The sequence below is a fragment of the Stenotrophomonas sp. STEN018 genome, from assembly GCF_056760235.1.
This window is the reverse complement of the sequence record NZ_JBRREK010000039.1, coordinates 1-23,601: the sequence shown is the minus strand read 5'-3', so window position 1 is coordinate 23,601 and position 23,601 is coordinate 1. Positions and strand designations below refer to the sequence as shown.

22 protein-coding genes are annotated in these 23,601 nt (G+C 64.3%); 16 read left to right on the top strand and 6 right to left on the bottom strand.

The features are described 5' to 3' along the window. Positions 1 to 33: 33 nt before the first annotated feature. A complete protein-coding gene (gene dtd / locus ACVOMB_RS14855) occupies positions 34 to 474 on the bottom strand; it encodes a D-aminoacyl-tRNA deacylase (protein ID WP_481531895.1) in 441 nt (146 codons plus the stop codon). A gap of 63 nt (positions 475 to 537) precedes the next feature. Between dtd and ACVOMB_RS14850 the strand changes: the two genes are divergently transcribed. The 4 genes from ACVOMB_RS14850 to ACVOMB_RS14835 all read left to right on the top strand — a co-directional run bounded on the left by ACVOMB_RS14850 (position 538) and on the right by ACVOMB_RS14835 (position 4,886). Beyond that, a complete protein-coding gene (locus tag ACVOMB_RS14850; RefSeq protein ID WP_481531894.1) occupies positions 538 to 1,458 on the top strand; it encodes a lauroyl acyltransferase in 921 nt (306 codons plus the stop codon). A 74-nt stretch (positions 1,459 to 1,532) separates the two neighbouring features. Beyond that, positions 1,533 to 2,654: a GTP cyclohydrolase II RibA gene (gene ribA, locus ACVOMB_RS14845; RefSeq protein WP_481531893.1), complete on the top strand. Its 1,122-nt coding sequence runs from the start codon at positions 1,533 to 1,535 to the stop codon at positions 2,652 to 2,654. Between the two features lie 214 nt (positions 2,655 to 2,868). Continuing rightward, entirely contained in the window at positions 2,869 to 3,375 is a 507-nt protein-coding gene (locus ACVOMB_RS14840; RefSeq protein ID WP_481531892.1) for a PH domain-containing protein, read from the top strand. Continuing rightward, complete coding sequence (locus tag ACVOMB_RS14835) at positions 3,372 to 4,886, top strand: PH domain-containing protein (protein WP_481531891.1); 1,515 nt, start codon at positions 3,372 to 3,374, stop codon at positions 4,884 to 4,886. The genes ACVOMB_RS14840 and ACVOMB_RS14835 overlap by 4 nt, the downstream gene beginning before the upstream one ends. Before the next feature lie 44 nt (positions 4,887 to 4,930). Here the strand turns inward: ACVOMB_RS14835 and ACVOMB_RS14830 are convergent, their stop codons facing one another. Continuing rightward, entirely contained in the window at positions 4,931 to 5,962 is a 1,032-nt protein-coding gene (locus tag ACVOMB_RS14830; RefSeq protein ID WP_481531890.1) for a CDP-glycerol glycerophosphotransferase family protein, read from the bottom strand. Between the two features lie 102 nt (positions 5,963 to 6,064). Between ACVOMB_RS14830 and ACVOMB_RS14825 the strand changes: the two genes are divergently transcribed. From ACVOMB_RS14825 to ACVOMB_RS14805, 5 genes are all read left to right on the top strand, one after another. Next, positions 6,065 to 6,886, top strand: a complete 822-nt coding sequence (locus ACVOMB_RS14825) for a glycosyltransferase family 2 protein (RefSeq protein WP_481531889.1) — start codon at positions 6,065 to 6,067, stop codon at positions 6,884 to 6,886. 286 nt (positions 6,887 to 7,172) lie between these two features. Beyond that, positions 7,173 to 8,369, top strand: a complete 1,197-nt coding sequence (locus tag ACVOMB_RS14820; RefSeq protein ID WP_481531888.1) for an O-antigen ligase family protein — start codon at positions 7,173 to 7,175, stop codon at positions 8,367 to 8,369. Continuing rightward, positions 8,366 to 9,280 carry a glycosyltransferase family 2 protein gene (locus ACVOMB_RS14815; protein WP_481531887.1) on the top strand — a complete coding sequence of 305 codons (915 nt, stop codon included), beginning with the start codon at positions 8,366 to 8,368 and terminating at the stop codon, positions 9,278 to 9,280. The genes ACVOMB_RS14820 and ACVOMB_RS14815 overlap by 4 nt, the downstream gene beginning before the upstream one ends. 120 nt (positions 9,281 to 9,400) lie before the next feature. Beyond that, complete coding sequence (locus tag ACVOMB_RS14810) at positions 9,401 to 10,348, top strand: UDP-glucuronic acid decarboxylase family protein (RefSeq protein WP_481531886.1); 948 nt, start codon at positions 9,401 to 9,403, stop codon at positions 10,346 to 10,348. Then, complete coding sequence (locus ACVOMB_RS14805) at positions 10,345 to 11,262, top strand: glycosyltransferase family 2 protein (protein ID WP_481531885.1); 918 nt, start codon at positions 10,345 to 10,347, stop codon at positions 11,260 to 11,262. Before ACVOMB_RS14810 ends, ACVOMB_RS14805 begins: the two co-directional genes overlap by 4 nt. A gap of 16 nt (positions 11,263 to 11,278) precedes the next feature. Here ACVOMB_RS14805 and ACVOMB_RS14800 read toward each other — a convergent pair whose 3' ends face one another. The 4 genes from ACVOMB_RS14800 to def form a co-directional block, all read right to left on the bottom strand. Further along, positions 11,279 to 12,046: a glycosyltransferase family 25 protein gene (locus ACVOMB_RS14800; RefSeq protein WP_481531884.1), complete on the bottom strand. Its 768-nt coding sequence runs from the start codon at positions 12,044 to 12,046 to the stop codon at positions 11,279 to 11,281. Positions 12,047 to 12,248: 202 nt separating this feature from the next. Then, the gene (gene rsmB / locus ACVOMB_RS14795) at positions 12,249 to 13,592 is read right to left on the bottom strand and encodes a 16S rRNA (cytosine(967)-C(5))-methyltransferase RsmB (protein WP_481531883.1); all 1,344 of its coding nucleotides are present in this window, start codon (positions 13,590 to 13,592) and stop codon (positions 12,249 to 12,251) included. 4 nt (positions 13,593 to 13,596) lie between these two features. Then, entirely contained in the window at positions 13,597 to 14,520 is a 924-nt protein-coding gene (gene fmt, locus ACVOMB_RS14790; protein WP_481531882.1) for a methionyl-tRNA formyltransferase, read from the bottom strand. A 189-nt stretch (positions 14,521 to 14,709) separates the two neighbouring features. Then, on the bottom strand, positions 14,710 to 15,225 hold the full coding sequence (gene def / locus ACVOMB_RS14785; RefSeq protein WP_481531881.1) for a peptide deformylase: 516 nt from the start codon (positions 15,223 to 15,225) through the stop codon (positions 14,710 to 14,712). Between the two features lie 128 nt (positions 15,226 to 15,353). Between def and ACVOMB_RS14780 the strand changes: the two genes are divergently transcribed. From ACVOMB_RS14780 to tsaC, 7 genes are all read left to right on the top strand, one after another. Next, a complete protein-coding gene (locus ACVOMB_RS14780) occupies positions 15,354 to 16,478 on the top strand; it encodes a LysM peptidoglycan-binding domain-containing protein (protein ID WP_481531880.1) in 1,125 nt (374 codons plus the stop codon). 78 nt (positions 16,479 to 16,556) lie between these two features. Continuing rightward, positions 16,557 to 17,708 carry a DNA-processing protein DprA gene (gene dprA / locus ACVOMB_RS14775; protein ID WP_481531879.1) on the top strand — a complete coding sequence of 384 codons (1,152 nt, stop codon included), beginning with the start codon at positions 16,557 to 16,559 and terminating at the stop codon, positions 17,706 to 17,708. Positions 17,709 to 17,753: 45 nt separating this feature from the next. Continuing rightward, positions 17,754 to 18,227, top strand: coding sequence for a DUF494 family protein (locus ACVOMB_RS14770; RefSeq protein ID WP_481508841.1), 474 nt, complete (start codon positions 17,754 to 17,756; stop codon positions 18,225 to 18,227). Positions 18,228 to 18,248: 21 nt separating this feature from the next. Next, a complete protein-coding gene (locus ACVOMB_RS14765; RefSeq protein ID WP_481531878.1) occupies positions 18,249 to 18,983 on the top strand; it encodes a pilin in 735 nt (244 codons plus the stop codon). A gap of 33 nt (positions 18,984 to 19,016) precedes the next feature. Further along, complete coding sequence (locus ACVOMB_RS14760) at positions 19,017 to 19,940, top strand: RDD family protein (protein ID WP_481531877.1); 924 nt, start codon at positions 19,017 to 19,019, stop codon at positions 19,938 to 19,940. A 187-nt stretch (positions 19,941 to 20,127) separates the two neighbouring features. Further along, complete coding sequence (locus ACVOMB_RS14755; RefSeq protein WP_481531876.1) at positions 20,128 to 22,629, top strand: DNA topoisomerase I; 2,502 nt, start codon at positions 20,128 to 20,130, stop codon at positions 22,627 to 22,629. A 224-nt stretch (positions 22,630 to 22,853) separates the two neighbouring features. Then, on the top strand, positions 22,854 to 23,414 hold the full coding sequence (tsaC, locus tag ACVOMB_RS14750; RefSeq protein WP_481531875.1) for an L-threonylcarbamoyladenylate synthase type 1 TsaC: 561 nt from the start codon (positions 22,854 to 22,856) through the stop codon (positions 23,412 to 23,414). Positions 23,415 to 23,601: the final 187 nt, after the last annotated feature.

The window sequence follows — 23,601 nt, the reverse complement described above, 5'->3', positions numbered from 1 at the left end:
TAGCGCTTGCCGGGGCGGTGGGTTCGCGGCGCGCTACGGTCTGAGCAGAAAGGTTACGGGCCCATCGTTGATCAGGCTGACAACCATATGGGCACCAAAGCGGCCGATTTCCACCCCTGAGCCGTGTTTTTCACGGCAGATAGCCACCAATCGGTTGAAAAGCCGTTCAGCCTCGGCCGGCGGCGCGGCGCTGGTGTAGCTCGGGCGCATGCCTGAACGGGTATCGGCGGCCAGGGTGAACTGGCTGACCAGCAGCAGCCCGCCACCGGTATCGCGCAAAGAACGGTTCATCTTGCCGGCATCGTCGGCGAAAACCCGGTAACCGAGCAGCCGGTCCGCCATCCGCGACAGCATCGCCTCATCGTCGCCCGGCTCCACCCCGACCAGGGCCAGCAGCCCCGGGCCGATCTGCCCGACCACGGCATCATCAACAGTGACCGAGGCTTGGGTAACACGTTGGATCAGGCAAAGCATTGGCAGCTCCTGCTATGGGGCCGGGCACCATAGCACCGGGCGCCAGCGGCTAAACTTGGGGGAATGAAACCGCAATCCACTGCCAAGCTCTATTACCGCCTCGCCTGCGCCCTGACCCACCTGCCCTGGTCCTGGCAGCGGACCCTGGCCGACACGGTGGCCTGGCTGTGGCGCAGCATCAATGCCCGCGAGAGTCGGGTGACTCGACGCAATCTGGAACTGACCTACCCGGAACTGGACGCCGCCCAGCGCGCGCGCCTGCATCGTGAGGTGCTGCGTACCACTGCCCGCCAGGCGCTGGAAACCCTGTATCTGTGGACCCACGACCCCGCCCAGAACCTGTCCCGCCACCTGCGCGAACGCCACGGTCAGGAGCTCTACGACGCCGCGCTGGCCTCGGGCAAGGGCGTGATCGTCATTGCCCCGCACTACGGCAACTGGGAGCTGCTGAACCAATGGCTGGCTTCGCGCGGCCCGATCGCAATTGTTTACGCGCCGCCGGAGAACCCGGTGGGTGATGAGTTCCTGCAGCTGTGCCGCGGTGGCGACAACGTGCGCCAGGTGCGTGCTGAAGGCCCAGCGGTGCGGCAGTTGTTCAAGGTACTCAAGGACGGCGGCGCCACCGGCATCCTGCCTGACCAGCAGCCCAAGAACGGCGACGGCGTGTTCGTGCCGTTCTTCGGCATCCAGGCACTGACCATGACCTTGGTCAACCGTCTGGCCGAACGCACCGGCGCCACCCTGCTGTACGGCTGGTGCGAGCGCACCGGGCCCAACCTGGACTTCGCCCTGCATATCGAACCGGCCGAGGCCCAGATCGCCGACCCGGATCTGCTACTGGCCGCCGCTACCCTCAATGCCGGCATCGAGCGCATCGCCCGCCGCGATCCTGCGCAGTACCAGTGGACCTATAAACGCTACACCCTTCGTCCACCGGGCAGCGGCGAGCACGACCCCTACGCCACCGCCCGTCACCCGCACTGAACCTGCTGCTGCAACACTGCGTCACCCGTGCCGCTCGATTGATTCGACTGCCAACGGCCCCCATAAGGTTTCAAATGAACAACCCCGTTTCTGCCAGCCCGTCCTACTTCGGCCAGACCGCCGCCATCCGCTGCGAGCGCGCCGCCGCCGAACTCCGTGCTGGCCGCCCGGTAGTGATCAGCGATGGTCAACAGCGCCTGGCCAGCATTGCCTTGGACAGCAGTTCGCCGGAAGGCTACGCGGCCTTTGCCGAGGCCGCGCAAGGTCACCATTACCTGTTCCTGAGTGCAGCGCGCGCGCAGACGCTGGGCATCAACGCCGCCAACGGCATCCACCTGCCACTGGCCGACCGCGAGTTTGCCGAGCTGCCAGCCCTGGCCTACCTGCGCGATGCAGTCGCGCCGACCGATGCACAAGCCAATGGCAATGCACTGGACGCCGCGACCGTGGAAGTGGCGCGACTGGGCTTGCTGTTGCCGGCCATGATTTCAGTGCAAATGGATGCAACAAGCAGCCCGTTTGATGACTGCCTGCAACTGGACACCACCGCCCTGTACGAGGGTGCTGGCCAGGCCGGCCAGGACTACGAACTGGTCACGCGCTCGCCAGTGCCGCTGCGTGACGTCGGCATGAGCGAGTTCGCCGTGTTCCGTGGCGGCGTGGCGCAGCGTGACCAGGTTGCGGTGATCGTTGGCAATCCGGACATGAGCGGCATCGTGCCGGTGCGCGTGCATTCGTCCTGCCTCACTGGCGACCTGTTCGGCTCGCTCAAATGCGATTGCGGCGACCAGCTGCGGCGCGGCCTGCGCACCCTGAAAGAACTGGGCGGCGGCATTCTGTTGTACCTGGACCAGGAAGGCCGCGGCACCGGCATCGCCGCCAAGATGCGCGCCTACGGTTACCAGCACGAAGGCCTGGACACCATCGACGCCGATGCACAACTGGGCTTCGGTGCCGACGAGCGCCGCTATGGCAGCGCGGTGGCCATGCTGCGCGCACTGGGCGTGCAGCGCATCCAATTGCTGACCAATAACCCGACCAAGGTGCAGCATCTGCGCAAGGCCGGCATTGAAGTGGTTGGCTGCGTCCCGGTCACCGGCGAGATCACCCACGAGAACGAGCAGTACCTGCGCACCAAGGCCGCACGCGCCGGCCACCATCTGGATGTGGATGCGCTGATCATGGCGGCACAATAAGCGCATAGATGCCCGGCGGCATTTGTAGGAGCGGCGTAAGCCGCGAAGCCATTGCAACATCCGGCGCCCACACAATGGAGCCCCAGCTTGAAACTGCGAGTGCAGGCCTTTCGGCGGCCTGCAGCCTCGCCAGCTTCGCGGCTTACGCCGCTCCTACAACAACCATCGGCATCGCACCTACCGTTGTACGGCCCCGCCGTTATATCGTCTGCGCATGACTGAACCTCCTGCCTTCGATACGCCACTGCCGGACGACATCCAGTGGCAACCGCTGCCGCCACGCGGCGCGCTGTTCGCCGCCGCTGGTTCGGCACTGAGCATGGCCCTGCTGTTCGGCGCCGCCTGCGCGGTGCTGATGCTGGCTACCGACCAATCGAACTGGCTATTGGTCCCCACGGCCGCCGCCGTGGTTGGCGCCCTGTTGGGTGCCTGGTTCGGCTGGCGCCGGCATCGGCTGACCTTCTGGCGACTGGACGCGCAGTCACTGGGCGTGCGCCGCGGCCATATGTGGCAGAGCGAAAGCCACGTGCCGGTATCGCGCGTGCAACATCTGGATCTGCGCCGGGGTCCGCTGGAACGCATGGCGGGCTTGGCGACCTTGATCGTGCATACCGCCGGCACCCGCATGAACACCGTGGCCGTGGCCGGGCTGGCACACGCCGATGCCGAACGCCTGCGTGATCGTTTGGCGCGCCAGCTCGATCACGACGACGCGCTGTGAGCGAACTACCGCCCCCTCTGCCCAGCGACGAGCAACGGCTGCATCCATGGTCGTGGCTGTTCGCCCTGCAACAGCAGGTGCAGCAGTTCCTGCTGCCCTTGGTCGCCCTGCTGGTGTTCGGCAGCCGTCGTGACGATGACTTGCCCTACCACCACTGGATCAGTGCAGCGATCATAGTAACGCTGGTCGCCAGCGCGGTACTGCAATACCTGAGCTACCGCTATCGCATCGGCAGCGATGCCTTGAGCATCCGCAGTGGCATCTTCGAACGCACCCGTCGCGAGATTCCGTTCGCGCGCATCCACAATGTGGTGGTGCATCAGAACCTGTTGCACCGCATGTTCGGTGTGGCCGAGCTGCGACTGGAATCGGCTGGTGGCGACAAGCCCGAAGCGGAAATGCGCGTACTCAAACTTGCACAGGCGCTGGAGCTGGAACGGCTGATCCGTCAGGGCGGCAGCGAAGCAGAGACAGCCGAGCAGCAGGCCGACGCCCCCACAGATGGCGTGCTGCTGAGCCTGCCATTGTCCGAGCTTGTGCGACAAGGCCTGATTTCCAACCGCGCAATGGTCGTTGTGGCGGCGGCAATCGGTGCGGCGTACCAGCTGTTCCCGCGCCGGGCCACCTCCGATTTCATCGAAGAACAGGGCCGCCACGCCTTCGGCTATGCCAGCCAGTTGCAGCTGGGAACGTTGACGATGGTCGCCACCGGCATTCTGCTGCTCGCCTTCGCACTGGTGCTGATGCGGCTGCTGTCAGTGGGCCTGGCCATCGTGCAGTACTACGGTTTCCGCCTGAGCGAGGCAGACCGCCGTCTTACCGTTGAACGCGGCCTGTTCACCCGCGTGCGCAGCAGCGTGGCGCGCCGTCGCATCCAAGCTTGGACCTTGCGCGAAGGCGCTTTGCATCGGTTGTTCAAGCGCCGCCAGCTGCGCGTGGATATCGCCAGTGGCGGCCAACAGCAGGAGCAGGTCGGCCGCGCGTTGAAGGAACTGGCCCCACTGGCAACACCGGCTACCTGCGATGGCCTGCTGCAGCACCTGCTGCCGCAGCTGCAATGGCCGCCCACGCAATGGCTGCCAGTAAGCACCCTTGGCTGGTGGCGGTTATGCCTGCCGGCGCTGCTATTGATGAGCGCCTTGTCTGCACTGTTGGTATACGAAACCGGCAGCGCATGGGGTCTGCTGCCGCTGCTCTGGCTGCCATGGTCTGCGCTGAAGGCGCATCGCCAGGTATCCCGCATCGGCTACAACATCGATGCGCAGCGGGTGGCCATCCGTGGTGGCTGGTGGAACCGCTGGTGGCGGGTCGCCGAGCTGGACAAGCTGCAGGCCCTGCGGCTGGATCGTTCACCGTTGGACCGGCAATTCGGCACCGCTACGCTGACCCTGGATACCGCTGGCGCAGGCGGTGCACCGGCCTTGCAGCTGCGATTTCTGGAAGAAGCACAGGCGCGTGCGTTGATGGCGCAGCTTGAGCGGGAGATGGTGCGGCGTAAGTTGCGCTGGTGAGGCATCACCTCTCTCGCAAGGGGAGAGGTGAGCGCTTCGCGCGACTAAACCCGCGCAGGCCCCCAATAGCCAATACGCTTGCGCAGCTTGATCTTGCGCCACCAGTTGCGCGGCTTGGGCTTGCGGTTGCGCCCCCCCTTGGCGATGAAGTCATCAATGGCCTGCAGGATGCGCTCGCTGGACTGGCCGTCGCGGTAGGGGTGCAATTGGTCGGCAAACTGGCGCACCGCCGCCATCAGCTCCGGCGGCCGCGACAGCGCGGTGCGGATTGCGCCTTCAAACTGCGCGGGGTCGTCGATATCCAGCAACTGCGGGCCTGGGCGGCGGTTCTTGAAGGTGACCACCGGCTTGTAGGTCAGCAGGAACTCGTTGAGTGCCGAGGAGGTGTCCGAGCACATCATGTCCACCTGCGGGAACAGGTCCAGGATGTTGTCGTCATCGGCAAAGCGCAGGTAAGGGCCTTGCAGCGCGCGGTACTTGGCGGTGATTTCCGGGTCCATCTTCGGGTGGAAGGTGACGATCCAACGCCATTCACCGGTCTGCGACAGCCGCTTGATCTCGTCGTACAGGATGCCGGCGGCACTCCAGGACGGCGAGAAAGTCGAGTGGTACAGGACCACCGGCGGTTCCCGCACCGGATCGGGCTCGTCCTTGAGCTGACTCATGAACGGGTCGATCTTCGGGAAACCGGTCTCAACCACCGAAAAATGTCCGGTCTTTTGTGCCAGCTCCGAGAACGCGGCGGTATCGCGCGGGCCGGTGGTGCAGTACAGGTCGAAGAAGCCACGGATATAGATGTGGCGCGGCTTGCCCGCGTCAAAACCGTGGAAGGTCTCGACCTTCACCCCGGGGAAGAAGTGCGGCACCGCGTTGGACGAGGTGATCACCGCGCAAGGGTTCCATGCACGCACCTGCTCAACGCTCAGCAGGGTTTCGTCGGCGGTCAGGTCTTCCGCGCCCGGGCCATCGAAAAACCATGCTGCCTCATCGCCACGCGCACGAATCGCCGCCTGCAGCGGACGGAGGATGGCCAGCGCATAGCGCTCGGACCCGTACAGCAGATAGTGGCGTGGCACGGTGGGGAACTCCTGAATATCCCGGATATGCCGAAATTATCGCATCGCCAGTGGAAGCCGTCGCTGCTAGGCTTTGGCCCGATCCCCCGTGCCAGACGTCGCATGCCCAGCCCAACCACCGCCCTGCCCACCCAGCGCCCGCGTCTGTCGGCCTGCATCATCGCCTTCAACGAAGCCGATCGCATTGGCGACTGCCTGGCCTCGCTGGCGTTCTGCGACGAGATCGTGGTGGTGGATTCGTTTTCGACCGATGCCACCGTGGCCGTGGCCGAAGCTGCCGGCGCCCGCGTGGTACAGCGCGCCTTCAGTGGATTCCGCAGCCAGAAGGCGTTCTGCGTGGAACAGGCCAGCAATGACTGGGTGCTGTGCCTGGACGCCGATGAACGGGTCAACCCGGAGCTGCGCGCCGCCATCGAGGCCGAACGTGACGCCGGGTTCAAGCGTGTGGTCGGCTACCGGTTCGCGCGCTGCTCGGAATACTTCGGCCGCTTCCTGCGCCACGGCACCGCCTACCCGGACCGGGTGCTGCGCCTGTTCGACCGCCGCCACGGCGGCTGGCGCGGCGATCGCGAGATCCACGAAGCGGTCTCCCTCGACGGCCCAGCCGCGCTGCTCAACGGCGACCTGCTGCATCATCCCTACCGCAGCTTCCTGCAACTGCTGGACAAGAAGCAGAAATACGCGCGGATGATGGCCGAGCATGAGTTCGGCAAAGGCAAGCGTGCCAGCCTGGGCAAGCTGATCATCGCCCCGAGCTGGCGCTTCATCCGCAGCTACGTGGTCAAACGCGGCTTTTTGGATGGCTGGCCGGGCCTGATCGAGGCCTTCGTCAGCGCCAACTACGTGCGTCAGAAGACCATCATGCTGTGGCTGCTGCAGAACGGGCAGCCGCTGGTGAACCCGCCAGCAGCGGTCGAGCCATAAGTCTCGCGCACTTTCTGAACCCAGTCCGGCGGATGACCTGTATATGCCCTCTTGTTCGTTGAAGATGCAGCCCCCCACCGCTAGAATTATCCGTTCTACCGACTGAGGTTGAGACTGGTTATCCGGTGGCCGTCCCGCTGTCACTGCCACCTTCCCAGCGGCGCCTCCACGCCCCACCGGTGTGATCCCTTACGTGAATCATTTGTCTTCGTCCCACTCCCCCCCGTTGTTACAGGGGCTCCGTACCCGCTTGCTGACGGTTGGGCAGTGGTGTGCGGTACTCTCGTTGTTTGCCGCCCCCGTCAACAAGCCCGCCACCAACATTCTGATTGGGCTGAGCCTGCTGTGCTCGCTGGCTGGCACGGAGCTGTTTGCACGCTGGCGCGCCGCTTTTCGCGAGCCAGTGGTAATTGGCTTTCTGGTCTGGTTCGGCGTGCTGCTTGCCAGTTCGATACACGCTTGGATCGCCTACGACAACCCAGCCTTTCGCGAAGGCTCCATGTGGAGCTGCCTGTATCCGGCCCTGATCGCCAGCCTGCTGCGTGATTCGCGCTGGCGCTGGCGCGCGCTTGCCGCCTTTGCGGTGGCAGCCGGCCTGGTGGTGGTGATCTCCTACCTGATGCAGTTTGGTCTGGTGCCACAACGTGCAGTGGCTGAGATCCAGCCATCCATGCGCAATACCGTTTTCAAGGAATACACCCAGCAGGGACTGGCCAGCCTGATCCTGATGTCGATGCTGCTGGCCGTAGGCCTGAAGAGCCTGGATCGGCGCTGGCGCATCGCTGCACTGGTCGGTGCCGCGATCGTGCTATGCAATGTGGTCATGCTGATCCAGAGCAGAACCACCTACATCGTGCTGCTGCCGCTGCTGGGGTACTGGATCTACCGCCTGGTTGCCCATCGCCTCAATGGCTGGCGCACGCTGGTCGTCAGCGCAGCATTGGTGGCTGTCACCATCTCCGCACTGTGGTCGACGCCCAGCATCCGCGAACGCATGCTCAGCTCGATCACCGAAGAAGTTGATGGCTACCTGGTCAGTCAGGAAGCCACCTCCAGCGGGATCCGCCTGTGGCTATGGCAGCAAACCCTGCCCATGATCGCCGACGCACCGGTTTTCGGGCACGGCCTGAACCAGTGGGAACCGCTCTACCTGGAGCAGATGCGCAGCATCCCGGGCTCGGAATCGTTCATCACCGGCCACCCGCACCAGGAAGCACTACTGATCCTGGCCGAGGAAGGCGTGGTGGGCCTGCTGCTTTTTGCCGCCCTGTTGCTGGCCTTCGCAGCCTACGCGAGCAGACTGTGTGATCCGCAAAAGGGTATCTTTGTGAGCATCCTCATCATCTATGTCGCCGCCGGCCTGGCAAATGGACTCTGGAGCAACTTCACCCATCGCCATGTCTTCATCCTGTTGATGGCCTGCATCCCAATGGGCGGCTTCCCGTGGTACGGCCTCGCCAGAGAACGCGAATCCACATCATGAAGCCCAACACGTCGTTTGATGAGGTGACCATTGTCTGCGTCACCTACAACAGCTCGACCTTGGTGGAGACGATGGCCAGCACGCTGGCCCCGTTCCCCCACGTCATCATCATCGACAATGGCAGTAGCGACGACACCGCCGCGCGCATCATGCGGCATATCCCGCATGCGCATGTAATCACCCGCCGCACCAACGTAGGTTATGGTGGTGCCAACAACCAAGCGATGGCGGCTGTGCAGACGCCGTTCGCATTACTGCTCAATCCCGATTGTTTCATCGCCCCGATTGACCTGCAGTGCCTGCTTGACTGCATGCAGCAGCATCCCAAGGCCGGCGTGATCGGCCCGCAGAACTGGCGCAGCGAAACAGTCCCACAGATATCGCATCGCCAGGCCTTCTTCAGACCCGGCGCGGACAGCTTCTGCACGGTGCCGGAAAAGGTCACCGCCGCCGAATGGATACATGGCTGTTGCCAGCTGCTGCGAACCAGCGCGTTCCGCGAAATCGGCGGCTTTGACGAAGTATTCTTCCTGTACTACGAAGACGACGACCTGTGCCTGCGGATGGCCCAGGCCGACCATCAGTGCCTGCTGCAGCCAGCGGCGCGCGCCCTCCACAAAGGCGGCGCCTCCTGCGCCCCCAGCATGCGCACCGATTTCATCAAGCGCTTCCACTACGCACGCTCGCGTCAGATCGCAATCCGCCGCTATATAGGTAATGCCGCAGGGCGCATGCATCTAGCCAAGCTGATGACCGCCACGGTACCTGCCGTGCTCGTGTATAGCCTACTGCTGCGTCGGCGGGATGTGATCAAGTGGGCCGCATGGGGAGCGGCGGGGTTTTCCGCTGCCCTGGGACTGGACGTGGTACCAGGGCGGGGTAAACCCGGCACAACGCCCACCGACAACTAGAGCTAGCACCTTTTCCACACTGACGCACCCCAACCAAGGGCACAGATCGTGGCAGAATGACGTTGCCAGCCGGGCCCCAAACCCCACGCCCGCACTACCCTTTCCTTACGAGAGTTCTTCATGCAACGCGTCCTGGTCACAGGTGGTGCGGGGTTTCTTGGTTCCCATTTATGCGATCGACTGATCGAGCAGGGACATGATGTCCTGTGCGTGGACAACTACTTCACCGGCAGCAAGCGCAATATCGCGCACCTGCTGAACCTACCCAATTTCGAGCTGATGCGGCACGACGTCACCTTCCCCCTGTATGTGGAAGTGCAACGCATCTTCAACCTCGCCTGCCCAGCCTCCCCCGTGCATTACCAGCACGACCCGGTCCAGACGACCAAGACCTCGGTGCACGGCGCGATCAACATGCTGGGCCTGGCCAAGCGTGTGAACGCGCGCATCCTGCAGGCGTCCACCAGCGAGGTCTATGGCGATCCGGAAGTGCACCCACAGCAGGAAGGCTATTGGGGCCGGGTCAATCCGATCGGCATCCGCAGCTGCTATGACGAAGGCAAACGCTGCGCCGAAACGTTGTTCTTCGACTACCACCGCCAGCACGCGCTGGACATCAAGGTCGTGCGCATCTTCAACACCTATGGCCCGCGCATGCATCCCAACGACGGCCGCGTGGTGAGCAACTTCATCGTGCAGGCCCTGCGTGGCGAAGACATCACCATTTTCGGCGATGGCAGCCAGACCCGTAGCTTCTGCTATGTGGATGACCTGATTGAAGCGATGCTGCGGACCATGGACACCGAGCGCGGCTTTACCGGGCCGATCAATATCGGCAACCCCGGCGAGTTCACCATGTTGGAGTTGGCCGAAATGGTCCTGCGACTGGTCGGCGGTCGCTCGCGTCTGGTGTACCGGCCACTGCCCTCGGACGATCCGCGCCAGCGCCAGCCGGACATCTCGCTGGCCCGCGAAAAGCTGGGCTGGGAGCCCAAGGTCGCATTGGAAGACGGCCTGAAGGAAACCATCGCCTACTTCCGCAAGCTGCTGGCCGAGGATCAGGCATGACCAGCTTCGCCGTCGTCATCACCAACTACAACTACGCCAAGTTTGTCTGCGAGACGATCGATAGCGTGCTGGCCCAGACCCGGGCGGCCGCACAGATCCTGGTGGTGGACGACGGCTCAAGCGATGGTTCACCAGAACTGCTACTCCAGCGCTACGGTGACGATGCCCGGGTAACACTGTTGTTTGGCGAAAACGAAGGCCAGCTGGCCGCGTTTCAACGCGGCGTGGCCGCTGCCAGCGCCGATGTGATCTGCTTCCTGGACGCCGATGACCGCTGGAAGCCGGAATACCTGGAAAAGATCGGCGCGGTGTATGACGCCCGTCGCGATATCGACTTCGTCTTCAGCGACCTGCAGACCTTCGGCATCGACAACCTGGACATCCGCTACGAGGACAGCCAACAGCCCATCGACCTGGGCTACACCGCAGTAAGCACTTACTTCCTGATGCCCTGGTATGGAGGCCCCACTTCGGCATTGTCCCTGCGTCGCATCTGGGCCGAGAACGTGCTCGACCTGCCGCAAAACTTACGCCGCCAATGGAAGCTCTGCGCCGACGCCTGCGTGGTGTATGGCGCCAGCATCCTCGGCGCGCGCAAGTACTACCTGCCAACTGCCTGTGTTGAGTACCGCACCCATGGCAACAACGGCTGGTGGGCCACACGGCGTGAGCCAACCACCCTTTATCGCAACGGGCTGCGCAATTACGGCATTGTCCGTATGTACGCAGCACGCAGTGGTCTGGACGACGGCTGCTGCAGTCTGAGCAAATACGAGTACCGCACCAAACCCCAACCCAGCCGCAAAGAGCAGCGGCGCTACGTCAGTATTGCGTTGCGCGGAGATGCACCTTGGTGGAAGCGCTACGAAAGAGCCATCAATATTCTGTCTGGACGCCCGTCAAGCCGCCGCTGAACAGCATCCCGGCGGATCAAACGTTACTGCTACGTGCACGCCAGCGCAGCCGCGAGGCAAGGTTGTGGGCGAACCAGCGCACGCTCAAACCGGCACGGTAGGCTTCGCGGCTCAACCGACCCAGCAGCCCAACACCAGGCTTGGCCTTGCGCCCAGCCTGGATCACCGACGCAAACAGATCACCGCTGCGCACCACACCAGGCTTGAGGCCAAGGCACTCCACCCCGTGCAGCCACGCCAGGTCCATATAGTCATCGACCGGCAGCACCCAGTGATCGGCATGGCGCAGGAATTTCTCCGCCGCGTCCGGTGTCAGGTAGTAACCCAGGGTACATAGCGGACTGCGCCAATAACGGTGCAGAACAAAGTCGCCAAAACGGACCCATGCCGAACTGGGCCGGTCCGCTGCATGCAGACGGAAATAACCCACCGACTCCGGCAATGACGGCAGATCACGCAATACATCCAGGAAGCGCGGGTCGATGGTGATGTCGTCTTCAAGCACGATCATCGGCCGGCCGCTGTCCACACACTGTTGCCACAACAGATAGTGACTGGCCCAGCAGCCGATTTCGCCCGGACGGAAAGGGCGCCCCTTGCAGGCTAGCCGCCGTTTTTCATCCACCTTGGCGAACAAGGGATGGGGGATGCCGCCATTGACTGCCTCCCACATCGTCACTTCAATGCCCAAAGCCGCCGCCTGCCGCTGGATCGAGGCACGCCGATCCGCCGATGCCGGCAGGTTGATGACATACAAAGGCAAATCAGCAGGTAGCCGAGTCATTGCACGAAGCGATCCTGGAAAAGAATCCACACAGGCTCTCCATCCACCAGGAGCCTTCCTGGACACAACAACGAGTCACGATAGTACCCGATCAGCAATTGCCTGCCTCCCTGCCATGGCACCCACCACCAACGCGTCACAGGCGTTTGATTTCATCGGCAGCGCAGCCGCCAGCGTGATCCAAGGGACGGAGATCGTCCGCTCAGGCCTGCGCCGCCTTCACCAACCGCGCGTAGAAAAAGCCATCACCACCCTGTTCACCCGGCAGCCGCTGGCGATTGCCAGCGTCGTCATGGCCAAAGGTCTCCAGCAACGCCTGCAGCTGCGCATCAGGCGTGCGTGCGAGGAAGGCCGCGACCTGCAGACCATTCTCCTGGCGCAGGATCGAACAGGTCGAGTACAGCAGTACCCCGCCCGGGCGCAGCACCGTCCACAGTGCGTCCAGCAAGCGCGACTGCAAGGCCGCCAACGCAACGATGTCTTCGGCACGGCGGTGCAGCAGTACGTCGGGCTGGCGGCGGATGATGCCGGTGGCCGAGCACGGCGCATCCAGCAACACCGCATCAAACGGCTTGCCGTCCCACCAGGCGGCGGTATCGGTAGCGTCCACCGCCAACACCTGCGCGTGAGCACCAACGCCGGTACGCGCAAAGGTTTCACGGATGCGTTGCAGACGTCGTGCATCGACGTCCAGCGCCAGCAACTGCAGGGACGGGTCGCGCTCCAGCAGATGCGCGGACTTGCCGCCCGGCGCGGCGCAGGCGTCCAGCACCCGCGCGCCGAGCGGCGCCTGCAGGGCATCGGCTACTTGTTGCGCTGACAGGTCCTGCACCGACACTGCGCCCTGCGCGAAGCCGGGCAAGCTGCTCACCGGCACCGCAACCGGCAGGCGCACGGCATCGGCCGACAAGGGCTCGGCGACGGCTTCAATGCCAGCCTCAGCCAACAAGCCCAGATACGCATCACGCGCATGCTGCTGGCGGTTGACCCGCAGCCACATCGGTGCCGGCTGCAGGCTCTGCGCGATGATATCCGCAGCCTGCTCCGGCCAGTCGCGCTGCACCTGGGCCAGCAACCATTGCGGCCACGCATCTTCAGCGCGCGCCTCGGCAAAGCCTTCGCGCTGGGCACGGCGTAGCAAGGCGTTGACCATGCCAGCTTGACGCTCACGACCCAGCGCGCGCGCCGCCTCCACCGTCGCCGACAGCGCCGCATGGGCTGGCAGCTGCAATACATCCAGCTGCGCGAAGCCGGCCATCAGCAACGCACGCAGATCACTGTCACGTGCGCCCAGCGGCTTCTGCAGCCACTGCCGCAGCGCCTGGTCATAGACCACACGACGGCGCAGCGCGGCAAAACAGATGGCTTCGAGCAGCGCGCGGTCGCGACTGTCGTCGAGCTTGGGCAGGGCAGCGCCGAGTTCGGCTTTCAGCGAGCGGCCCTTGCCGATCACCGCCGCCAGCACCTTGGCCGCCAACGCGCGGGTCTGCACGCCGGGCTGTGCCGCCGCGGATTTACCCCACGGGGAGGAAGTAGCCGCCGTCATCGCCTCAGCCCTCGATCCGCAGATCACGGCGCGCGTTCAGATAATCGGCAGCGGTAATCGCCTTGCCGCCTTCGCGCTGCACCACGCGCAGGCGCAACGCGCCTTGCCCGCAGGCGATGTCGATACCTTCGCGGGCGGCACCGATCACTGTGCCCGGTGCCTGGCCGCGATTGTCTTCAAGCGCTACCGCGCCGTGGATGCGCACACGCTCACCGGCCAGCATAGCTTCGGCCACCGGCCAGGGATTGAAGGCGCGCACGCGGCGCGCCAGTGCGGCTGCCGGCTCGGCCCAATCGAGCTTTGCTTCGGCCTTGTCCAGCTTGTGTGCGTAGGTGACGCCGGCTTCCGGCTGGCGCTGCGGCACCGGCTTGAGGCCAGCGCGCAACAGACCCAGACCATCAGACAGCACCTGCGCCCCCATCTGTGCCAGACGATCATGCAACTGACCGCCGGTATCGGTATCGCTGATCGGGGTGTGCTGGCGCAGCAGCACCGGGCCGGTATCCAGACCCGCTTCCATCTGCATCAGGCAAACGCCGGTTTCGGCATCGCCGGCCTCGATCGCGCGCTGGATCGGTGCAGCGCCGCGCCAACGCGGCAGCAGCGAGGCATGCACATTCCAGCAGCCGTGGGTCGGGATGGCCAGCACCGCCTTGGGCAGGATCAGGCCGTAGGCCACCACGATCATCAGATCGGGCTGCAGCTCGCGCAGCTGCTGTTGGGCTTCAGGCGTCTTCAGGCTTTCCGGCTGGAACACCGGGATGCCGCGCGCGATCGCGTCAAGCTTCACCGGCGAGGGCATCAGGCCACGACCACGGCCGGCCGGCCGATCCGGCTGGGTGTAGACCGCCACCACTTCATGCTGGCGCGCGGCGGCGGCCAGCGAAGCAACGGCGAATTCCGGCGTACCGGCGAAGATGATTTTCATTGGGCGGGGATTCGCTAGTCGGGATCCGGGGTTGGCAAAAGCGGCCCAGCGGCGGCAGCTACCAATCGCGAATCGAAAAAAAGAATGTGCCGATCAGGGATCCAGAACAGAGCGCCGGGACAGCTGGGAGGCGTGGCACAGCCTGCGCCTGCCAATCCCCGATCCCGGCTCCCCGATCCCGACCTCAAATCAAGCTACGTGCTTGCGCGACTTGGCCAGCTTCTTGCGCACCATCTCGCGCTTGAGCGGCGACAGGTAGTCGATGAACAGCTTACCGTCCAGATGATCCATCTCGTGCTGGATGCAGGTGGCCAACAGATCTTCGGCGGCCAGCTCCTGCTGCTTGCCCTCACGGTCCAGGTAACGCACCACGATGGAGTCAGCACGGGTGACATCGGCGTAGATCCCCGGTACCGACAGGCAGCCTTCCTGGTAGACGCGGCCGCCTTCGCTGGCGCTGACGATCTGCGGGTTGATGAACACCTGCGGCTCGTTGTGCTCTTCGCTGACGTCGATAACCATGAAGCGCTTATGGACGTCCACTTGGCTGGCAGCCAAGCCGATACCAGGGGCGTCGTACATGGTCTGCAGCATGTCGTCGAGCAGCTGCTGGAAGGCCGGCGTGGTCACTTCAGCCGCCTCGACAAGGGCAGCCTTGGTGCGCAGGCGCGGGTCTGGGAACTCAAGAATGGGCAGGAGGGCCATGGTGATACCAATCTGGGATGCCGCTTATTTCGGCAAGATGTCCCAATTCTACCGCTTGCGCTTGCCCGGCGCGCCCGTTTCTGCAATATAGTGCGACAACCTGTTGGGGAATCAGGCAGATCGCAACCATGTTGAAACAAATACGTACGGTCGCCGCCGTGGCGATGCTGACCGTCACGACCTATGCCGTGGCCGTCGAAATGAACGGTACTCACCCTGACACCTATGTGGTGCGCAAGGGCGATACTTTGTGGGACATATCGGCACGTTTCCTGAAAAAGCCATGGCTTTGGCCGGAGATCTGGCAGGCGAACCCGCAGGTCAAGAACCCGCACCTGATCTACCCGGGGGACGTTCTGAGCCTGGCCTATCTGGACCGGGTGACGGCCCAGGCAGGCCCGCGCCAGGAAGCTCCGATCACCGGCGTGCCGCTGGCGGACGTTGAGCCCTTCCTTAAGAACCTGAACGTAGTGGACAGCTTCGAAGAGCTGCCCTATGTGGTCGGACTGGAGGACAACCGTCTGCGCGCCAGCGCCGGGCAGAAGGCGTACGTTGCAGGCTTGGAGAACGCCCAACCCGGGCAGCGCTACATGGTGCTGCGTCCAACTGTACGTTTTGCCCAGCCCAAGCCCACCGAGGATCTGGACAGTCGCGGCAAGGTCACACTGGGCAGCGGAAACATCTGGAGCAACTATGTCGCCTCCAATGACCGTAACGAGTTCCTTGGCTATGAGCTGGCCAAGGTCAACGTCGGCACCCTTACCCAGGTTGCAAGCGGCAACGTCCAGGCATCCACCCTGCAACTGGAAGACAGCGGCAGTGAGGTGCGCAGGGGCGACCGCCTGATGCCGGTGCAGGTCAATCCGTATGACCTGCAGTTCGTTCCGCACGCCCCGGCCAACGCCGTGGCACCGGGCCAACTGCGCGTGCTTGCAGTTACCGACACCTTCACCAGTGGCGGCCCACGCGACGTGATCGCCATCTCCGGCGGCGCACGCGAAGGTATCAACAACGGCACGGTGTTCTCTGTCTGGCGCAGCGGCAGTCACGTTACCAACCGTATGCAGCACCCGGACTCTTCGCGCGCCGACGATGCACTGAAAGCCGGCGCCGGCCGGGTCAGCCTGCCTGACGAATATGCGGCACATGCAATGGTGTTCCGCACCTTCGACAAGGTCAGCTATGCCTTGATCATGGAAGGCACCAAGCCGGCACGCCTTGGCTATGAACTGAAGCACCCGGACGCGCAGTAAGCGCCTGCGGCCTAGCCTTACGATGCAAGACAACGGCGCCTGAGGGCGCCGTTGTTGTTTGTGGCGGCAGGCTTGGCCATGCCTTGCTCGCCCCTCGCCGATACACCCGCCCCGCCCTGCCACCTGGCGCTGCTGACCCTGACACTGGCCGGCGGCCCCCTGCAGACATTGCGTCGCCTGCTCGATCAGCATGGCAGCAGCGCGAACGCTCTGGCTGCCGGCCCCAGCGGCTGGCAAACGGCGGGCTGCACGCCAGCACAGCGCCAAGCATTGGCAAAGCCCGATGCAGATGCCTGGGCGCGCGCCATTGCCTGGCTGGAAGTCGATAGCCATCACCTGATTGGCTGGGGTGATCCGGACTATCCACCACTATTGCGCGACAGCCCGAATCCACCGTTGGCACTATTCATTGCAGGCGACCCGGCGCGCCTGTGGCAACCGGCGATCGCCATCGTCGGCAGTCGCATGCCCACTGCCGGCGGCCGCGACATCGCCCGCGACTTTGCCACCGCACTGGCCGGTCACGGCCTGACCATCGCCAGCGGCCTGGCCGCCGGCATCGATGCTGCCGCGCACCGGGCAACCCTTGCCTGCAAGTGCAGCACCTATGCGGTTATCGGCACCGGCCCGGACCTGGCCTACCCGCGCCATCATCGCCAGTTACAGGCGCAGATCGCCGCCGAAGGTGCGGTGATCAGCGAATATCCGCCTGGCACCGCCCCGCGCAGCGGCCAGTTCCCGGCCCGCAACCGCCTGCTGGCTGCACTGGCGCTGGGCACCGTGGTCATCGAAGCCGCTGAACGCTCCGGCGCACTGATCACCGCCCGCCTGGCCAGCGAGGCCGGGCGCGAGATATTTGCCGTGCCCGGCTCCATCCACAATCCAATGGCGCGCGGCTGCCATCGGCTGATACGCGAAGGTGCAACCTTGGTGACACACAGTGCCGACATTCTTGAAGGCGTGGCCAATCTGGCCGGCGAACTGGCCTGCGCCTTGCAAACCCGGCTTCAGACCCCCATCTCCCCTGTACCGTCCGGCCAGCACCCGGCCGTCACGCTACCGGACCCAGACTACCAGCGATTGTGGGATGCCTTGGGTTATGACCCAACCGGTATGGATTTACTGATCGAGCGCACTGGATTGACGGCCGCCAACCTGTCCTCCATGCTGCTGCTCATGGAATTGGAAGGCAAGGTGTCGTCGGCGCACGGCCGCTACACCCGCACCTGAAGGTTTCTTCACCTCCACAGCGCCAATGGCGCAGGCCGAGGGGCAATGAAAGAGAGCATCCTGGACGTCCTGTTGTACCTGTTTGAACACTACTTCAGCGAAGACGCTGATCTCATCCGAGACCGCGACTCGCTACAGAACGGCCTGATCCAGGCCGGTTTCAGTCCCGCCGAAATCAACAAGGCCTTCGATTGGCTCGATGCCTTGGCCGAACAACGCCCAGCCGTGGCACAGCCACGCGTTGACGGGCCGGTGCGCGTATTCCACGGCCCCGAGCTGGACAAGCTGGACGTGGAAGGCCGCGGTTTCCTGCTGTTCCTGGAACAACAACGCGTGCTCGACGCCGACCAGCGCGAGCTGGTGCTGGACCGCGCCATGGCCCTGGACCAGGACGAACTGGACCTGGACGACCTGAAATGGGTGGTGCTGATGGTGCTGTTCAACCAGCCCGGCGCAGAAGCTGCCTATGCCTGGATGGAAACCCAGATGTTCGTCGACGAACCCGAACCGCTGCATTAGGCCCAACACCGGCGTGCAGGGATGCATAAGGACAACACCTACGTGAGCCAATGGTTCTACGCCGAGGGCAACCGCGAACGTCGCGGCCCAATCAGTGACGAAAGCATCACCGAGCTGTTCCAGTCCCGTCGTATCGACGAGGACACCCTGGTCTGGCGCGAAGGCGCCGGCGACTGGCGGCCGCTGCGCGACTTCGCCAGCGAACTCGGCCTGGACATGGCGCAGACAGCCTCGGCAGCTGCGCCAGCGGGGCCGCCATCGCTGCCTCCTGGGCTGCAAACCACCCACACAGCCTCGGTCTCGGCTCCCCGCCAAGGCCTGTCCGGCTGCGCGATTGCCGGCATCATCGCCGCGGTGGTCGGGGTGGTTCTGATAGCCATCCTTGGCATCCTTGCGGCCATCGCCCTGCCCGCTTACCAGGACTATGTGATGCGCTCCAAGGTCACCATGGCAAATGGGCAAATGATTGCCCTGAAGCAGCAGGTGGCCGAGTTTGTCGCCGCCAACGAACGCTGTCCCGTCAATGATGACGAAGGCTTTGGCAGCCCGGACAGCTATGCCGAGGGCGATGTCGCCGAGATCAATATCGGCCGCTTCGAGAACGAACATTGCGGACTGGAAGCACGTCTACATGTCCCGAATAAATCGCAACTTGACGGCAAGAGCATCTGGCTCGACTACGATATGCAGGCCGACACGTGGGAATGCAGTTCCGATGTCGAGGACAAATACCTGCCAATCAGCTGTCGCGGCTGATTGGCAGTGGCCAGTACTTTTACGGGGAAAACGATGAGCCAGTGGTACTACGCTGATGCCCAGCGCGAGCGGCATGGTCCGATTGAAGCGGACGCCCTCCGCGAAAAATTCCGCGCAGGCGAGATCGACCTGGGCACCTTGGTCTGGCGTGAAGGCATGCAGCAGTGGCAGGCGCTCTCAGCCATCGCCGACGAACTGCAGCTGATCACCCAGGCCAGCACCGGTATCGACCTGCGCCAGGACTACGCTGCCATTGAAAGTGGCGAAGCCGTCGCCGCACGCGCTGCCGCCGAAGCCAACTCCCCGTACGCCGCGCCGGCCAGCCGTCCGCAGGATGTCGACCCCGCTGCCGTGCAGGGCGGACTGGTCGTGCAGGCCGGCTTCTGGAAGCGCGTGGCAGCGTACTTCATCGACTACGTGATCATGACCGTGTTCACCTACATCGTGCTGATCCCGCTGAGCATCCTCAGCGCGATTGTCGGTGGCGTATCCGGCAGCACGGACTCCGCCGCCGGCTCGATCGGCATGTTCCTGACCCTGGGTATCGGCTACCTGATCATCTTCGCCGGCAACCTGATGTATCCGGCATGGATGCACTCGTCCAAATACCAGGCCACGCTGGGCAAGATGGCGGTAGGCATCAAAGTGGTGCGCAGCAATGGCGAGCGCCTGACCCTGGGCCGCGCGGTTGGCCGCTTCTTCGCCTACATCCTGAGCAGCATCACCCTGTGCATCGGCTTTGTGATGGCCGCCTTCACCGAGCGCAAGCAGGCCCTGCACGACATCATCTGCGACACCCTGGTGGTGGACAAGTACGCCTTCACCGAGCATCCGGAATGGCAGCAGCAGGGCCTGGGCACGGTCACCATCGTGATCCTGTCGATAGCTGGCCTGGGCATGCTTTGCCTGATCGGGCTGTTGGTGCTTATCGGTGTTGCCGCAGCAGGCTTCAACTGACAAATTGCCGGGGGCGGCTTGACACAGGCCCCTCTGGCATGATTCCTCTAATAAGGAAACAAGCTGAACGCCCGGGCCGCAACCCGGGCGTCGGCTTATGCACAACCCAAACATCGGCTTCACTATCGTCCCGGTTTAAGCCACCCTAGCGCCCCCACCGGGCGTTCCGCCCCAAGAATGTACTGACATGCCCAAGCACCTGCTCATCGTCGAATCACCGGCCAAGGCCAAGACGATCAATAAATACCTCGGCAAGGACTACACGGTCCTGGCCTCGTATGGGCATGTGCGTGACCTGGTCCCCAAGGAAGGCGCGGTTGATCCGGAAAACGGGTTCGCCATGCGTTACGACCTGATCGAAAAGAACGAAAAGCACGTCGAAGCCATCGCCAAAGCCGCAAAGGGCGCCGATGACATCCTGCTGGCGACCGATCCGGATCGCGAGGGTGAAGCGATCAGCTGGCATATCGCCGAGATCCTGAAAGAGCGCGGCCTGTCCGACGGCAAGCCGGTGCAGCGTGTGGTGTTCACCGAAATCACCCCGCGTGCGATCAAGGAGGCAATCGCCGAGCCGCGCGAAATCGCCGCTGACCTGGTCGATGCCCAGCAGGCACGCCGCGCGCTGGACTATCTGGTTGGCTTCAACCTGTCACCGGTGCTGTGGCGCAAGGTGCAGCGCGGCCTGTCCGCCGGCCGCGTGCAGAGCCCGGCACTGCGCATGATCGTCGAGCGCGAGGAAGAGATCGAGGCCTTCATCTCGCGTGAGTACTGGAGCATCGAGGCTGCCTGCGCGCATCCCTCGCAGCACTTCAACGCGCGCCTGATCAAGCTGGACGGGCAGAAATTCGAGCAGTTCACCATCACCGATGGCGACACCGCCGAAGCCGCCCGCCTGCGCATCCAGCAGGCTGCGCAGGGCACGCTGCATGTCACCGATGTGGCCAGCAAGGAGCGCAAGCGCCGCCCGGCCGCACCGTTCACCACCTCCACGCTGCAGCAGGAAGCCTCGCGCAAGCTCGGTTTCACCACCCGCAAGACCATGCAGGTGGCGCAGAAGCTCTATGAAGGCGTGAACATCGGCGACGAAGGCACGGTCGGCCTGATCTCGTATATGCGTACCGACTCGGTGACGCTGTCGCAGGACGCGCTGGCCGAGATCCGCGACGTGATCGCCCGCGACTACGGCATCAGCTCGCTGCCGGACACGCCCAATACCTACACCACCAAATCCAAGAACGCGCAGGAAGCCCACGAAGCCGTGCGCCCGACCTCCGCGTTGCGCACCCCGGCGCAGGTGGGCAAGTACCTCACCGACGACGAGCGCAAGCTGTACGAACTGATCTGGAAGCGCGCCGTCGCCTGCCAGATGATCCCGGCCACCTTGAACACCGTCAGCGTCGACCTGTCGGCCGGCAGCGCGCACGTGTTCCGCGCCAGCGGTACCACCGTGGTGGTGCCGGGCTTCCTTGCCGTGTACGAGGAAGGCAAGGACAGCAAGAGCGCCGAGGACGAAGACGAAGGCCGCAAGCTGCCGCTGATGAAGCCCGGCGACCGCGTGCCGCTGGACCGCATCGTCGCCGACCAGCACTTCACCCAGCCACCGCCGCGCTACACCGAAGCGGCACTGGTCAAGGCGCTTGAGGAATACGGCATCGGCCGTCCGTCCACCTACGCCTCGATCATCCAGACCCTGCTGTTCCGCAAGTACACCGAGATGGAAGGCCGCAGCTTCAAGCCGACCGACGTCGGCCGCGCGGTGAGCAAGTTCCTGTCCAGCCACTTCACCCAATACGTCGATTACGACTTCACCGCCAAGCTCGAAGACGAGCTGGATGCAGTGTCGCGTGGCGAAGAAGAGTGGATACCGCTGATGGAGCGCTTCTGGGGCCCGTTCAAGGAACTGGTCACCGACAAGAGCGAATCTCTGGACCGCACCGACGCGGGCAGCGCGCGCGTGCTCGGCCCGGACCCGGTCAGCGGCAAGGATGTCACTGCACGTATCGGCCGCTTCGGCCCGATGGTGCAGATCGGCACCGTCGAAGACGAAGAGAAGCCCAAGTTCGCCTCGCTGCAGCCGGGCCAGAGCATCTACTCGATCTCGCTGGACGAGGCACTGAAGCTGTTCGACATGCCGCGCAAGCTCGGTGCCGACGCCAACGGCGAGGAAGTCACCGTCGGCATCGGCCGCTTTGGTCCGTTCGCCAAGCGTGGCAGCACCTATGCCTCGCTGACCAAGGAAGACGACCCGTACAAGATCGACCTGGCCCGCGCAGTATTCCTGATCGAAGAGAAGGAAGAGATCGCGCGCAACCGCATCATCAAGGAGTTCGAAGGTTCGGACATCCAGGTGTTGAACGGTCGCTTCGGCCCGTACATCAGCGACGGCAAGATGAACGGCAAGATCCCCAAGGACCGCGAGCCGGCCTCGCTGACCTTGGCTGAAGTCGAGCAGCTGATGGCCGACACCGGCAAGCCGGTGCGCAAGGGCTTCGGCAAGAAGGCTGCCAAGAAGACCACGGTCAAGAAGGAAGCCGCACCGAAGAAGGCCGCCGCAAAGAAGGCCCCGGCCAAGAAAGCGGCAACCAAGAAAGCAGCGACCAAAAAGACCGCGGCGAAGAAAGCCACCAAGAAGACCGTCGCCAAGAAGGCAGTGAAGAAGTCGGCCGCCGACGACGCACCGCCGTTCTGAAGCTGCACTTCCTTCTCCCCTCGGGAGAAGGTGTCCGAAGGACGGATGAGGGTGGGCTTCGCTCCTGAAGACGGTTGAATGCAGCTTCCGCTTGCCCCCCTCCCCCGCCAACAAGCGGATAATCAGCGCCACCCGCAGCAGGCCGCCCACCGGGCGGCCTTTGCTTTGCGTCCCTTTCGCGGACCCGCTCACAACCTGCGCGCGGCCCTCCAACGGTGCTGACCATGCTCGAACTCGACCTGCACAGCGTCGTCCCGGCCCTCAAAGCCGGCGGCGTGATCGCCTACCCGACCGAAGCGGTCTGGGGGCTGGGCTGTGATCCCTCCAACGAAGCCGCGGTGATGAAGCTGCTGGCACTGAAGCAGCGCCCGGTAGAGAAGGGCATGATCCTGATCGCCGCCAGCCCGGCACAGCTGGAAGGCTGGGTGCAGCTGGGTGCCTTGGCCGAGGATCGCAGGCAAGCAGTGCTGGACAGCTGGCCCGGCGCCAACACCTGGATCGTGCCGGCCGGCCCACGCGCGCCACGCTGGATCACCGGCGAGCACACCGGCATCGCCGTGCGGGTCAGTGCGCATCCGCTGGTACAGGCCCTGTGCACCGCCTGGGGCGGCCCGCTGGTATCAACCAGTGCCAACCTCGCCGGTGAGCCCCCGGCGCGCTCCCGTGAGCAGCTGGACCCTGCCCTGCTGGCCCTGCTGGATGGATTGCTCGACGGCGCCACCGGCGGCCTGGCCCAACCTACCCGCATCCGCGTAGCCGCCACCGGCGAAGTCCTGCGCGACTGAACAATCGTGCAAGGGCTTCACCTGTAGTGCCGAGCCATGCTCGGCAAGGGCCTTGCCGCGAAACCCCACCTGTAGTGGGGGGGGGGGGGGGGGGGGGGGGGGGGGGGGGGGGGGGGGGGGGGGGGGGGGGGGGGGCGGGGGGCGGGGGGGCGGGGGGGGCGGGCGGGGGGGGCGGCGCGCCGCGGGG

Bases quoted from the DNA above. Each gene is read 5' to 3' on its own strand.
- dtd (WP_481531895.1), bottom strand. From the start codon at position 474: ATGCTTTGCCTGATCCAACGTGTTACCCAAGCCTCGGTCACTGTTGAT.
- ACVOMB_RS14850 (WP_481531894.1), top strand. From the start codon at position 538: ATGAAACCGCAATCCACTGCCAAGCTCTATTACCGCCTCGCCTGCGCC.
- ribA (WP_481531893.1), top strand. From the start codon at position 1,533: ATGAACAACCCCGTTTCTGCCAGCCCGTCCTACTTCGGCCAGACCGCC.
- ACVOMB_RS14840 (WP_481531892.1), top strand. From the start codon at position 2,869: ATGACTGAACCTCCTGCCTTCGATACGCCACTGCCGGACGACATCCAG.
- ACVOMB_RS14825 (WP_481531889.1), top strand. From the start codon at position 6,065: ATGCCCAGCCCAACCACCGCCCTGCCCACCCAGCGCCCGCGTCTGTCG.
- ACVOMB_RS14815 (WP_481531887.1), top strand. From the start codon at position 8,366: ATGAAGCCCAACACGTCGTTTGATGAGGTGACCATTGTCTGCGTCACC.
- ACVOMB_RS14810 (WP_481531886.1), top strand. From the start codon at position 9,401: ATGCAACGCGTCCTGGTCACAGGTGGTGCGGGGTTTCTTGGTTCCCAT.
- ACVOMB_RS14805 (WP_481531885.1), top strand. From the start codon at position 10,345: ATGACCAGCTTCGCCGTCGTCATCACCAACTACAACTACGCCAAGTTT.
- ACVOMB_RS14800 (WP_481531884.1), bottom strand. From the start codon at position 12,046: ATGACTCGGCTACCTGCTGATTTGCCTTTGTATGTCATCAACCTGCCG.
- rsmB (WP_481531883.1), bottom strand. From the start codon at position 13,592: ATGACGGCGGCTACTTCCTCCCCGTGGGGTAAATCCGCGGCGGCACAG.
- fmt (WP_481531882.1), bottom strand. From the start codon at position 14,520: ATGAAAATCATCTTCGCCGGTACGCCGGAATTCGCCGTTGCTTCGCTG.
- def (WP_481531881.1), bottom strand. From the start codon at position 15,225: ATGGCCCTCCTGCCCATTCTTGAGTTCCCAGACCCGCGCCTGCGCACC.
- ACVOMB_RS14780 (WP_481531880.1), top strand. From the start codon at position 15,354: ATGTTGAAACAAATACGTACGGTCGCCGCCGTGGCGATGCTGACCGTC.
- dprA (WP_481531879.1), top strand. From the start codon at position 16,557: ATGCCTTGCTCGCCCCTCGCCGATACACCCGCCCCGCCCTGCCACCTG.
- ACVOMB_RS14770 (WP_481508841.1), top strand. From the start codon at position 17,754: ATGAAAGAGAGCATCCTGGACGTCCTGTTGTACCTGTTTGAACACTAC.
- ACVOMB_RS14765 (WP_481531878.1), top strand. From the start codon at position 18,249: ATGCATAAGGACAACACCTACGTGAGCCAATGGTTCTACGCCGAGGGC.
- ACVOMB_RS14760 (WP_481531877.1), top strand. From the start codon at position 19,017: ATGAGCCAGTGGTACTACGCTGATGCCCAGCGCGAGCGGCATGGTCCG.
- ACVOMB_RS14755 (WP_481531876.1), top strand. From the start codon at position 20,128: ATGCCCAAGCACCTGCTCATCGTCGAATCACCGGCCAAGGCCAAGACG.
- tsaC (WP_481531875.1), top strand. From the start codon at position 22,854: ATGCTCGAACTCGACCTGCACAGCGTCGTCCCGGCCCTCAAAGCCGGC.